Origin of the sequence: Adonisia turfae CCMR0081, from assembly GCF_011009555.1 — a bacterium.
Lineage (GTDB): Bacteria > Cyanobacteriota > Cyanobacteriia > Phormidesmidales > Phormidesmidaceae > Leptothoe > Leptothoe turfae.
On sequence record NZ_QXHD01000004.1, the window covers coordinates 430,508 to 442,003 of the forward strand.

An 11,496-nucleotide genomic window follows, 5' to 3' on the forward strand; every position below is an offset into this window, starting at 1 on the left:
GTAATCATTATGGGTACCAGGCCCTAGATAAATCGTGTAATCAATCCCTTTGGACACCATGGATGTAATCACTGTAGGGGCCGGGCTCTAGAGTATTGATGTAATCAGAATCCTATGTTTGTAATTCTGTAATCACTTTGGGATTGGGCTCTAGAATAAGAATGTAATCAAGATTGGGGTTTTGCTTCTAGATGCCACCTTCTTGGAATGTTCTAGCGTGATTACAGGTACCAGGTTCTAGAGATTGTTGTAATTGGGTTAAAGCCCTAGACTCAGATGTAATCAGTACGCTGGGTTTTATGGCGGCGTTCCGACCCTGCCATGGGGAAACCCCAGTATGCCTATTGAGATAGCTTGATTACTTCCGGAAAGGGAACTTGGAGGGACCCCAAGCAACACCTTTAAACTCCCCATCAACACCGTACTTTAGGTACTGGGCTCTAGAGTAATCCTGTAATCAGGCCCAAGTTCTAGAGGTTTTTGTAATCAGGTCTAGGCTCTAGGCTTTGTTGTAATCAACTTTGGTCTCAGGCTCTAGAGAAAACCTGTAATCACAGCCATTATCAGCTCTAAATGTAATCACTTCAATGAGGCTTCTAACCGATTTTCTAGGGTTGGGCTCTAGAGTAATCCTGTAATCAGGCCCAAGTTCTAGAGGTTTTTGTAATCAGGTCTAGGCTCTAGGCTTTGTTGTAATCAGCTTTGGGCTCAGGCTCTAGAGAAAACCTGTAATCACAGCCGTTATCAGCTCCAAATGTAATCACTTCAAGGGGTTGTGTGATCTGTTTTTCGGGGCTAGGTTCTAGATTTACTTGTAATCGAGCTTGGGTTCTAGAAATATTTGTAATCACCTAAAGCTGTTGCCATATGGTGTGTTGACTATTGTTGTCTCAATTTAAGTGCCAGGGTCTAGAGACTTTTGTAATCAAATGGAGGTTTTGAGGCCAAATGTAATCACGACTATGAGAATATTCACGCTTTCTGTAAGTTGTCCTCATATGTGTGAATATGGCGCTATAATTCACCGCGTGGTGTGAAGCTTGGCATGTTTTCTTCTTGCCTGTCCAGTGCTCTCTAAACCACGTCCAAGTCTGCAGGTTCTTCTAGGTCAAAATGACGGTACTGGACGTGGACAATGTTGAAGTCAGGGAATCTAATGGCCTCAAAATCTAACAAAAAACTAGATGCTGAGACGCGGGCAAGTCGTTCTGTCGCGACGCAGCAGAAACGGCCTACTACCAAAGTGGCCCCAGGTGAGCGTCCTAAAACAAATCCAGATCTGTTTGATCAGGGATCGCTGACTAAAGTAACGTCCTCATTGCCAATCTGGGAAGCGAGCAATATTCTCACCCAGCGTCAGCAGTTGCCTTGGACAACTGATCCCGATGGCAAGCTGATTTATAGCCGTGAGGTTAATGATGGCAAGGGGGCAATTTGTTTCTGGATTGCGGACAATACAGAGGAAGAGCACCCTGCTGCGCTAGCGGGGGCAGCTGCTCTGGCGGTTATTGATACGTTTGATATTCGGGCGGCGTGTATACACCTGATCCTGGCGGCCCATGCGTCTCAGATGGAGCGGCCCTGGGAAGAGGAGTTGGTGATTGATGATCGCCAAATTGAGGCTTATCTTGGTTTGCAGCGACGTACCGATAAGAATCGTCGTGAGAAGCTAGCGCTGATTGAGGAGATTGTTAAACAGCCTTGTAAGATTACGACGCTTATTTCCTGGCCGCGCTACGGCAAGCGAAAGGGGTTTACAGTTGAGGAAGGCCGCCTGTGGCACCTCCTGGGTACTCGCCATCATTATCAGCAGGATAATTTTGGTAATAAAGAGCTGACTGGGATGTCCTTTGTGGTGAAGGCGGGGCTGTGGGCTAAGTACTTTTTGAATGAGGAGACAGCTCAGGAACAGGAGCTGCCGGTTAACCCAGGTGTGTTACCGAAATCACTGTTGGAAAGTGTGATGAGCATTTGGCAGCACCGGGCGGGGGCGGCTCGATTGATGGTATGGCTGTTGTTTAAGGCGCAGTTTAGTCCACAGCATCCGTTGCCAGTGCGGACTTTGTTAGAGGTGGCCTATGGTGTGGAGCGTGTGCACAATGCGCAGTCGGATAATCAGCTGCGGAAGAAGCTGACGAATACGTGGGATGAGGATTTGCTGGCGTTACATGATCGGGGTTGGCAGATTACGTTTGATGCTGAGACGTATCCGGTTGAGATTCAACCGTCGGGGTTTGGGCGGGATACGTCTCGTCGGCCTAGGGGATTTTTTGATCAGTTGTTGAAGGCTCAGTTGTTGATTGCTCCTCCTGAGAGTTGGGATACGGCAAATCTTCCATCTGGGGAGGCGGCAGAAGAACCTGTTGAGATAGAACCTGCGGTACCGAAGTTGACTCCGGAGGAGGTTAAGAGTCTTAGGGTGGAAAAGGGATGGAGTCAGCGTAAGTTGGCGATGCTAACTGGAATTAGTCAGGGGTTGATCTCAATGATGGAGAATGGTACTCGAACGATTACAGCAGATAATGAACTTATCTTGCGTCGTACGTTTGATTATTTTTAGTGCTTGGCTGTGAGAGCTATCTATGTCTTACCGTTTCAATCACCATTAGCTTAAGGAGTTTCTGCTATTGGCAGAGAAACTCTGGTGATGGGGGGAATATTAGGCTGAATGAATTGGCCTTAGGTGTCGTTTTTAGATGAGTCTTATAGCGAGTTAACTCCTGCTAGGTGACATCTGGCCATCCCTTTCCAGCTAACCACCGCTGAAATTGCCGCAGCTGACGAGTGTAGGTTTTCTTTGTACTGGGTCTTACCTCCCGATTCTCAAGAAACCGATCTACCCAATCAGGCTCACGAGTTGCCTGGGGCACTACAGGCTTTTGGGGCCTGCCATCTTGGAACTCAATAAATGTGGGTTGTGGATCGGATTTAGCCATGGGTAACTCTCATACTGGTACAAAAGTATCAAAGATTTTCCTAGTAATCCTGCGGCTGAACAGAGTTTTAGGAACGTGGATTTTGTAGGATCGAGAGCGCTTCTTCCAATGCCTTGGCCGCCTGCATCAGCTGTGTCCGAGTTTTGACCAACTGATTGCGTCGCTCAATTCCCGCCCGTGCTTCCCGATGGCGTGGCTCGCCCGTTTTACCCAAATGAATGTGCCGCACCAATCGCTGCTGTGCCTGGGGATGAAACATTTCCCTATGGGCCGCCAGTTTGTTGTACCAATAGGTACCGTAAGGCCGCTTAACCGCATAGGCATGCACTTCCGTTCCCTCAGGAGCAATATACTGTTTGCTGTTCGGTTCAAATTGAGCGAATTGGGTTTCCAACTCAGCCATGGAATCCTGGATCGTCTCCATCAGTGACGAAATTCCTAGCGAATCCAGGTCTTGAGGGTTACCCCGCTGTCGTAGCATTAATGTGGCAGCCGAGTTAGCCGACATGGCTACAGAATGCTGTGCCTCTGCTTCATTACCCACTTGAAGATTAACGGTTTCACCCTTTACATCTGACTTAGCCAGTGCTGAACAAGCCGCTAAATTAGGACACTGAGCCGCCAATAACCCCGGTGTTTGAGTAATTGCCTCACAGGAAAAACTAAATGAACAATACTTTCGACTCATTGATTTGTTCTAGCCGTCTAATAAAACTATTTAGCTAGAACTAAGTTTGAAAGATGGGTGCTCACCATGAGCACCTCCAGTAATGAATCGTTAGAACGTTAGATCGTTAGGCATCTTTGACTCGTTCTTTGAACGCTTTCCCGGCAGAAAACGCAGGGACAGTCGTAGCAGGAATCTTGATCACCTCGCCCGTTTTAGGATTACGCCCATCTCGGGCCTTACGGTCCCGTGGTTCAAAACTACCAAAGCCGATCAGAGTGACCTTCTCTCCTTCCGAAACGGTTGCCATCACCGTATCAATCGTGGCAGATACCACGTTATCGATGACATTCTTAGGTAGCTCAGTAGACGATGCTACTGCATCAATCAATTCACCTTTGTTCATAGTAGGCAAGCTAAAAGCAGCTCAATTCGTTATAAGACAGCTCATATTAGACCATATAGCTCGCTTGTTGTAGAGCAATTTGGGAATACGTTTTTCACACTCTCCTATTTCCTATTTACGCTAATCTTGAATGACCGAGTTCTAAGCCTAATTAGGATACTCACCAAATTTGAGTCTATGACTTCTAGTACTGCCTTACAACTTGCTAGGAAGGGCGATACAAGGGCCATAGAGCAGCTGCTAACTAAGGCATTAAAGCCAAAGCATATTACCGCTGAGGTAAAGCGAGATCGCACCTGTTTACAGGTTTGTTTGACTTACACCCGATCTATATCAAGCAACCAGCTTGTCAAGTATGTGCAAAAGGGCATTAGCAAGTTGAAGGTAGAAGGTATTGATATCGTTGAGATCGAGGGAAAAAGACCTGGTGAGGTACGTCCCCTTTGGAAAAAAAAGGTTTCGCTACAGCCATCGCTCCAGGATCAAACCTTGCAGTACCGGGAGCCTCCTAAGGTCAAAAGCAGTGTTGAAGCCAACATCAACGGCAATATTAGTGGTCAGGTTGCAGTAGGTAACTATATTCTCCAGATTGGCGAAATGCATGGTGGCGTTGTGCAGCTTACGCAAAATACCAGTCGAGAGACACCACTTAGACGTCCGTCACCAGTCTTTCTACGACCACGTCCTTTTGAAAACATGATTGGACGTCAGGCCGAAATCAGAGTAGCGATCAGAGCTCTTCAATTAAAACAGCCACTGGAGTTCTATGGCCCATCTGGTGTGGGAAAGACAACGCTTCTACGCCATCTGATCTATCTCCCACAAGTTGAAAAGATGGCTTCGGATGGTGTTGTCTACCTGGCAGCTAACGCCTTTACATATAAGGACTTGCTGCAATCGCTTTTTGACGTATTCCATGAGCCAACTGACTCCTATAAGCCTACGGAAACCCAAATTTATCAGGCCTTGCAATTATTCAAGGCCATAGTTTTTATTGATGATACCCGCCTTGCTAGGGAGGAGCTTCTGCAGCTGATCAACTATGCTCCAGCCTGTTTATTTGTGACAACATCAACGGAGCGACGACTATGGGGTGAAGGTCACTCAAGAACGCTTTCTAAGCTAGCTGATCGAGAAATTTTAGCGCTTATAGAACAAACAATAGGAAGGCCTCTATCACGTAGCGAAAGGGAGAGCGCAGTAGAAATCGGCAGGGTGCTGGAGGGACATCCGTTAAGCCTCCTTCGTGTAGCTGCAGAAATCAAGGGAGGGCAACCCTTAGAGGTGCAACTGAATCAGCTTCACGAAAGACAAAATGCCGACCTAACACCATTAGATATTTCTAAAGAACACTTATCTAGCCTATCAAAAGCAGATCGAAGAGTTCTAGATATTCTTGTTGTTCTAAACGGTATTCCTGCTACTGCTTCAACATTGACCGCGCTAAGTCAAGTGCCAAATACGTTGAGCGCGTTGGAGCACTTTGTCCAGAATGGCATTGTCCAAAGTGATGGTGATCGATATAAAATCTCGCCTGAGGCAGAGAAAGCATTGCAATATGTGGTGAAGCCAAAGGCTTGCTTAGAATGGCTATTGCCACTTGCTGAGACTTGGCTCAAACAACAGGTCGATCAACCTAATCAGCTAATTCAAGAAGCACCGGTTTTCCAACGACTGCTTAAGGTGGCTTTTCGATGGGGACTCTGGTCCAACGTACTCTGGATGAGTCTGTATGCCGAGGCTGCAATTGCTCAGGCGGGCTACTGGGATACCTGGCAGCAGACGCTAGAGTGGGCGTTGAAATCTGCCCAGCAGCTTAATGAGTCTGCTGCGGAAGCCCTTGCTCAGCACCAGCTGGGGGTGCGAGCTTTATGTCTGCAGGAATACACATTAGCCAAACTGCATTTGCAAGAGGCTATCCAAATTCGTCTGGGTTTAGAGGATTTTATAGGCGCACAAGTCAGTACTCAAGCTTTAGAGCTCCTGCCGGTAGCGGTTCCACAGACGGGGCAAATGCTTGCAGAAGGAAGCGGTGTTTTGGGCCTAGTTAAAGGAGCTGCCGCAGTGCTGGCAGGGGCAGCAGCAGTGACGGGTTTGGTTGTCAGCGATGTAGAAAATCCCTTATTCAGAACGGATACTGTTTCTGAAGGGTTAGATCGCGTTGAGTCTGTTTTACCTCGTTCTTCAACTCAGGAAAATTTGCCCGGAGTGCCCCCCATAGAGCAGGTCCCGTCATCAGAAGCGGCTACTTCGCAAACAGGCACAGTAAATGAAACCGTTGATTCTGATCGCGTACCAGAACTGGCTCAAACTCCTGAATCTGTTCAATCCTGTTTGATCGGGAATTGGCGTGAAAGTTCGGATAGCTTGAGTCGGTTGATGGGTAGTGTTTTTGACACACTTGGCGATGACACTTTACAGCTTGCAAGGGCCACTGGCTATATAGAGATTTTGTTTCAAGAGGGCACATACTTACTCAAGTATCAAGGCGTTAGAGTAGAGTTTAAGGCTAATCAATCACTCAATAATAGTCAGCTATCAGACGGTATCGGTTTGACTATACAGTTGCAAGTCAACGGAGAGTATCAAGAGAAGCCTGATAAGCAGCTGATAATATTTTCGCAGGATGCGGTAAGCGCTGAGAGCTCAGATAATATGCTCTCATTTCCCAGTGCTGACAATGGTCAGTCGGAAGAAGTCATCGATAAGATGGATACGCTGTCCGAACTGACAGACAGTAGGCCAATCCCAGAGACGTCTATGGCCGATATTCCTGACCCCAAACAGTTAACCAAGGAGGTTGAAACCGCGCTGAAGCAATTAGAGAAAACGACTCGGGTAGTTTACGAATGTGTTGATGATAGCTTGATTTTGAAAGAACAAACTCGACTGAATGGTAAGAGGATCGAAGTTCGAAGACAGTTTAACCGTGTTTCTAATTAGTCCATCCACGAGGATAGTCGCATGACAAGTAGTGGCAATAAGGGTGACCAAATCAGCGCCAACATTTCTGGGGAGGTCAGTGGACAAATGGCTGTCGGTAAGAATATTTCTCAGGTACATCAGTTCGGCCCGTTGCAGCCATTGGAGGTCACACCTGCTGAGCTAGAGGAATTAAAAGGAGTATTCAAAGCGCTCAAAGCTCAGATCTCTACGTCAACGGCACCCGAGCGTCGGGATTCGGCGTTAGAGCGAGTAGATGAGCTAGAGGAAGCTGTTACTGCTGACAAACCAGATTTGACGACTGTAGAGTACGTCAAACAATGGTTTGTCAAACATCTACCCGCGTTGTCTGGAGCAGTCACAGGGGTGATCATTCACCCTATTGTTGGCAAGTTGGTGGAGGCATCAGGTGACATGGCTGCTGAAGAGTTTCGTCGGCGTTTTCAGCCGTAAGCCCCTCCATTCTCAACAGTCGCTTCCGTAACCAGGTAAACCAAATTGCCTATTGACTTGCCGTTACTTATATCCTCGGTGCCTACTTCTAAAGTATCTGTAATTCGACCCAGTTAATGGAGGGTTAGCTAGGCGAATCACCTCAAGATCTCCGCCTGGTTAACACACGTGCCTCAATATGTTTTATTTTCAGGACATGAATTACTCACTCTTTTCTGCCTTGTGCTGCTCTATATATTTCCGCATATGAGCAACCAGCACATCCTTCATATTTTCATCCCTGGCAGCACAAATAGATTTGAACTCACTGCGCAAGCTTCGAGGAATTCGTAGCTTTAGCTCTACGATTTCTTCCGTTGGCTCCTTACTCACACTCACCACACTCCAAGGGACATACCTACCAATTGTCCCCTAAGGGGTAAATTACGTTTAGGGCCATTGGTGGACATAGTGGCCCTATGTGATATATTTTAAATGCCCCTCATGAGGTGTCTTATGAGTCGTAATCCCCTCATATATCTACCTTTAGCAGGATTACTTATATTGTGTGCCTGCACCATAGAAAACACGGGTGGTGCTGCCAACGCCACCAAAATTGGTTTTGACCCCTCACTACCAGCAAGCCCAGACGCTAATGCTGAAGATTACGGTCTAGATGGAACAATGGGCCAAGCCGACTTGCTGGCTCTCAGCTATCTCAACTGGCCCCAAAATTACACCAGCATTAGCGATCGCTTTGGTTTTCCAGCACAACGAAGCGAGAGTGCAGATTATTACAGTATTTCTGGAAATCGCTGGGTTGCCATTTATTACGATAGTACTGGCAATGCGACTGGCTACAGCATTAGCGATAGTCAGTAGACAGCAATCAGGCAGAGACTACGTCCATGTAGCTGACTGTATATGTTGTGGAAGGTCGCTTAACATCTAGTAGACAGCACTAATGAGCAACGGTATCATTGCCATAGTTCAGATGTATTTACGTCCGTAAACACAGGTGAACCCATGAAAATGCAGCAGCTTAAAAAACGTGTCTGGAAGGTCTGGACCACCATAAACAGCTACTGTGGTGAGCTAACCAGTTCACTCGATGATTACGTGCGTGAAATCAAAGGATTTGGCGATCGTCGCTATAAGAAGACCTGGGAAGCCGCATACGCTCGGCTATCTGCGATCTCGATCCACCGAGGTACTTTAGATGCCTACTCCCTAATTCTCTACACCCTCAATTTCACCCCCGAGCACCCCGATTACGAATATCGAGATCAAATCCTAGACGAATTCATGATGATTCCTGATGCTTTAGACCTCATAAAAATGGGTCTAGAGCAGATTTTCACATCCTCCGATTTCACTGCTGACGAACAACGAGAAGCTAGTCACAATGGGTTTTTTGAACTTTTGGCGGGAAGAAAAGACCAACTACGAGGAACAAGCATCCCAGTTGGAGCTATCGGGTCGATCACAAGAGCTAACGCCCAAGCGTAAGCGCGTCGATGGCGCTATCGTCAATCGTCGTTTCAATAAAGCCATCCACGAAAACGGGGGACGCGGCCAGGTCTTCGCCGATGCAGTGATCGCCGAAACCGACGAATTGTTCAGCTGTGGTGTCAACGAACTCTACCAAGCAACTGGTGGTAAACGAGGAGATCGAAGCTCTTTACCCCAACCTGCTCAGGAAGCCTACATGGTCAACGAATCGCTAACAGCTCACGAACTCGAACGCATGGTTGGCACTATTGGTGGTGAAGACCAGGACGAAGTCAACGGTCGCATTGTCGGCCTTGTGCGTCAGGAAGCTAAGCGAACCCGCAAACGCCTGCCCTGGTGAGGTTGTGAGCAAAATTTTCCAGTAGTTGTATCTACAATTTCCCTATTGCTGTGATGATGTCATATAAGTTTCTGCAAGGGGGGAGGAAACCTAGAGGATGGTTATATACTTGACGAGCAGTCGGTCGTGACAGGCAATTAGTATGAGTGAAGAGCTACAAGCGACATTAGAGCGTATTGCTGAGCAGCAAGAAGCAAATACGGCTGCGATCTCAACTCTAATCGAACGTCAGGCCCAGAATGAAGCAACCATTGCGGGGCTGCTTCAAATGACAGAACGCCTAGCACCTCAAGTAATTGAAAATACCGAACGTCTAAATGACCTTAGCCCCAGTGTATAGATCTGTAGCTCAGGCTAACCACTGTAGGGAAGCCGCACTGAGGTGCAACTAGTAACTGAACAACTCACACTATAAAAACGCTATAGTTTGTTGCGATGCCTTGCTTATCAACGGTTTTGGATTCTACCTGTAGTGATTCTGATATCTAAAATCAGACAATTGAAGTCCTGCAGCTATTTAAGCGAAGCTGAAATATGGGGCAATTAGCTTCTGAATCGGCCAGTTCCACCGAATCCATACGTCAATTACTCCGGTTATTTGAATAAATCCATACTCTGAACCACCCAATTACCTCGATCAAGGTCCAGGGGGCTGACAATTTGTGTCAGATTGTGTCAGATAATATCACATATCTCTAGCCTGAGGCTTGAAAGCCTTTTCTGAAGGGGCTTTTACGTTGTAGACATGTCCACAACGTAAACGTCTAAAGATCAACAAATCATGACTCTTCAGCCGCCCCATAAATCTCTTCAAAGGCCTCTTCCATTTTGATATCTAAGGCCCGGTCACTGTAGCGCGCAAAAATCTTGTCAGAGCGAATGCGGACCGCCCGCTTTGCTAACAATGGATTCATGCCAGCGGCCACGAGCGCGGTGGCAAAGGTATGTCTCATCCGGTGTGGGTGAATGTCGTCTAACTCACTGGCTTGCGCTAAATCCTTGACCAGCTCATAGATACCGCTATAGCCCAAGCGCTGTCCCCGGCTGTTGTTCGACAAACTGATAAACAGGGGAGCCTCCTGACTAACGGCAAACCCATTCCGTACCAACCATCCCAGATAGCTATCCAATGCAAAAACAGCATCCGGTTTCAGGGGGACGAGTCCATCACTGCCCCACTTTGCCTCGCGTATGCTCAACCGCCGTCCGTCATAATCGCTGATATCGAGACCACAGACTTCTCTGGCCCGCAATCCATGGCTGAGCACCTGGAGAATTGCCCGGTCGCGCACTTCAGAAGCGCCCCGGTAGGCTAACGCCTCAAACAGCTGATTAACCTGAGTTTCCGGTAAATCGCGAGGTGGTTTAGCCGGTTCTTTGAGAAATTCAATGGTGAGGGTGGGATTACGGGTGATATAGTCCTTGACGGTGAGCCACTTAAAGAAACTCTTCAGGGTGGCTAAGGCCTGATTAATCGTCGTTGGAGCGAGAGTTCCCCCTCGTTTACTGGGCCGATTCTTCAAGTATTGCTTGTAGCGGTCAATGTCGCGGTGGGTAATGTCGTGCCAAGACTTGTTCTGAGTCCAGGAATAGAAGATCTGGAGTTGCCGTTCATAGGCTTTGAGAGTACTGGCGGATAGCTCACGCGATCGCAAAAACTCCACCACCCGCTGCCAGCCCAAATCCTCAGCTACCCGAACCGGTTCCTTAGCTGCCTGGCCAAACTCAATAAAGGTGGGCTCAGGGATATCACGAGCCATCGCCAACTCCCATTCTTTGAAACAACCCGCAGGGTGAAACGCCCAATCTAGCGTAGGCCTCTCCCCATGGTTCAAATTCTACCCAAACTAACCCCCTTATAATTGCCTACGCTAAAACTTACACGAACGATTCGTTCTTGGCTAAAGGCTGCCACGGTATATCCGGAAAGCCCATAACCCAAGGGGTTGACCGGCCCTCCGGTGACCTAACTCTCTACCGATGTGGGTTCAAGTCCCACCAGTTAGGGGAACAACTGACTCCAAGGGCCACACCGAGTAGACCCGGAATTCTACAGAGTGAAGTTGGCTCTAACGCCCAATCACGGAGCCGAAGCAGATAGGGTAATTGCTCAACTCCCCCCGCTGGGGATGGCAACCATAAGAAAATATCGTAGTGTATGCTGATTCACACAACTTCGGGCTCTTGGCGACTTTTGGTGATCCGAATGGGATGGCAAACCGTAAATAGGGATTGGCCTTCACGTGCATCCCATCATGGA

At 47.7% G+C, this 11,496-nt stretch carries 12 protein-coding genes; 7 read left to right on the forward strand and 5 right to left on the reverse strand.

The window, feature by feature from the left end:
* The first annotated feature begins 1,156 nt into the window (after positions 1–1,156).
* Positions 1,157–2,560 carry a helix-turn-helix domain-containing protein gene (locus DXZ20_RS06025; RefSeq protein ID WP_163697027.1) on the forward strand — a complete coding sequence of 468 codons (1,404 nt, stop codon included), beginning with the start codon at positions 1,157–1,159 and terminating at the stop codon, positions 2,558–2,560.
* Positions 2,561–2,723: 163 nt separating this feature from the next.
* On the opposite strand, the gene DXZ20_RS06030 is transcribed toward DXZ20_RS06025, so the two are convergent.
* The 3 genes from DXZ20_RS06030 to DXZ20_RS06040 form a co-directional block, all read right to left on the reverse strand.
* The gene (locus DXZ20_RS06030; RefSeq protein WP_250565646.1) at positions 2,724–2,936 is read right to left on the reverse strand and encodes a hypothetical protein; all 213 of its coding nucleotides are present in this window, start codon (positions 2,934–2,936) and stop codon (positions 2,724–2,726) included.
* 67 nt (positions 2,937–3,003) lie between these two features.
* Positions 3,004–3,624 (reverse strand): hypothetical protein, encoded by a 621-nt coding sequence (locus DXZ20_RS06035; protein WP_163697029.1) that lies wholly within the window; start codon positions 3,622–3,624, stop codon positions 3,004–3,006.
* A gap of 106 nt (positions 3,625–3,730) precedes the next feature.
* Positions 3,731–4,009: an HU family DNA-binding protein gene (locus tag DXZ20_RS06040; RefSeq protein WP_163697031.1), complete on the reverse strand. Its 279-nt coding sequence runs from the start codon at positions 4,007–4,009 to the stop codon at positions 3,731–3,733.
* 177 nt (positions 4,010–4,186) lie between these two features.
* On the opposite strand from DXZ20_RS06040, the gene DXZ20_RS06045 reads away from it, so the two are divergent.
* Both DXZ20_RS06045 and DXZ20_RS06050 read left to right on the forward strand, forming a co-directional pair.
* Positions 4,187–6,952 (forward strand): ATP-binding protein, encoded by a 2,766-nt coding sequence (locus DXZ20_RS06045; RefSeq protein ID WP_163697033.1) that lies wholly within the window; start codon positions 4,187–4,189, stop codon positions 6,950–6,952.
* Between the two features lie 21 nt (positions 6,953–6,973).
* Positions 6,974–7,405 (forward strand): hypothetical protein, encoded by a 432-nt coding sequence (locus DXZ20_RS06050; RefSeq protein WP_163697035.1) that lies wholly within the window; start codon positions 6,974–6,976, stop codon positions 7,403–7,405.
* A 201-nt stretch (positions 7,406–7,606) separates the two neighbouring features.
* Here the strand turns inward: DXZ20_RS06050 and DXZ20_RS06055 are convergent, their stop codons facing one another.
* Positions 7,607–7,777, reverse strand: coding sequence for a hypothetical protein (locus tag DXZ20_RS06055; protein ID WP_163697037.1), 171 nt, complete (start codon positions 7,775–7,777; stop codon positions 7,607–7,609).
* Positions 7,778–7,900: 123 nt separating this feature from the next.
* Here DXZ20_RS06055 and DXZ20_RS06060 point away from each other — a divergent pair, with 123 nt between their 5' ends.
* The 4 genes from DXZ20_RS06060 to DXZ20_RS06075 all read left to right on the forward strand — a co-directional run bounded on the left by DXZ20_RS06060 (position 7,901) and on the right by DXZ20_RS06075 (position 9,576).
* A complete protein-coding gene (locus DXZ20_RS06060; protein ID WP_163697039.1) occupies positions 7,901–8,266 on the forward strand; it encodes a hypothetical protein in 366 nt (121 codons plus the stop codon).
* Between the two features lie 144 nt (positions 8,267–8,410).
* Complete coding sequence (locus tag DXZ20_RS06065; RefSeq protein ID WP_163696625.1) at positions 8,411–8,893, forward strand: hypothetical protein; 483 nt, start codon at positions 8,411–8,413, stop codon at positions 8,891–8,893.
* Positions 8,894–8,978: 85 nt separating this feature from the next.
* On the forward strand, positions 8,979–9,236 hold the full coding sequence (locus tag DXZ20_RS37270) for a hypothetical protein (protein ID WP_250565647.1): 258 nt from the start codon (positions 8,979–8,981) through the stop codon (positions 9,234–9,236).
* Positions 9,237–9,378: 142 nt separating this feature from the next.
* Positions 9,379–9,576 carry a hypothetical protein gene (locus tag DXZ20_RS06075; RefSeq protein ID WP_163697043.1) on the forward strand — a complete coding sequence of 66 codons (198 nt, stop codon included), beginning with the start codon at positions 9,379–9,381 and terminating at the stop codon, positions 9,574–9,576.
* A 439-nt stretch (positions 9,577–10,015) separates the two neighbouring features.
* On the opposite strand, the gene DXZ20_RS06080 is transcribed toward DXZ20_RS06075, so the two are convergent.
* Positions 10,016–10,996: a tyrosine-type recombinase/integrase gene (locus DXZ20_RS06080; RefSeq protein ID WP_163697046.1), complete on the reverse strand. Its 981-nt coding sequence runs from the start codon at positions 10,994–10,996 to the stop codon at positions 10,016–10,018.
* Between the last annotated feature and the right edge of the window lie 500 nt (positions 10,997–11,496).

Coding starts and splice junctions, on each gene's coding strand:
- DXZ20_RS06025 (WP_163697027.1), top strand. CDS start 1,157: ATGGCCTCAAAATCTAACAAAAAACTAGATGCTGAGACGCGGGCAAGT.
- DXZ20_RS06030 (WP_250565646.1), bottom strand. CDS start 2,936: ATGGCTAAATCCGATCCACAACCCACATTTATTGAGTTCCAAGATGGC.
- DXZ20_RS06035 (WP_163697029.1), bottom strand. CDS start 3,624: ATGAGTCGAAAGTATTGTTCATTTAGTTTTTCCTGTGAGGCAATTACT.
- DXZ20_RS06040 (WP_163697031.1), bottom strand. CDS start 4,009: ATGAACAAAGGTGAATTGATTGATGCAGTAGCATCGTCTACTGAGCTA.
- DXZ20_RS06045 (WP_163697033.1), top strand. CDS start 4,187: ATGACTTCTAGTACTGCCTTACAACTTGCTAGGAAGGGCGATACAAGG.
- DXZ20_RS06050 (WP_163697035.1), top strand. CDS start 6,974: ATGACAAGTAGTGGCAATAAGGGTGACCAAATCAGCGCCAACATTTCT.
- DXZ20_RS06060 (WP_163697039.1), top strand. CDS start 7,901: ATGAGTCGTAATCCCCTCATATATCTACCTTTAGCAGGATTACTTATA.
- DXZ20_RS06065 (WP_163696625.1), top strand. CDS start 8,411: ATGAAAATGCAGCAGCTTAAAAAACGTGTCTGGAAGGTCTGGACCACC.
- DXZ20_RS06075 (WP_163697043.1), top strand. CDS start 9,379: ATGAGTGAAGAGCTACAAGCGACATTAGAGCGTATTGCTGAGCAGCAA.
- DXZ20_RS06080 (WP_163697046.1), bottom strand. CDS start 10,996: ATGGCTCGTGATATCCCTGAGCCCACCTTTATTGAGTTTGGCCAGGCA.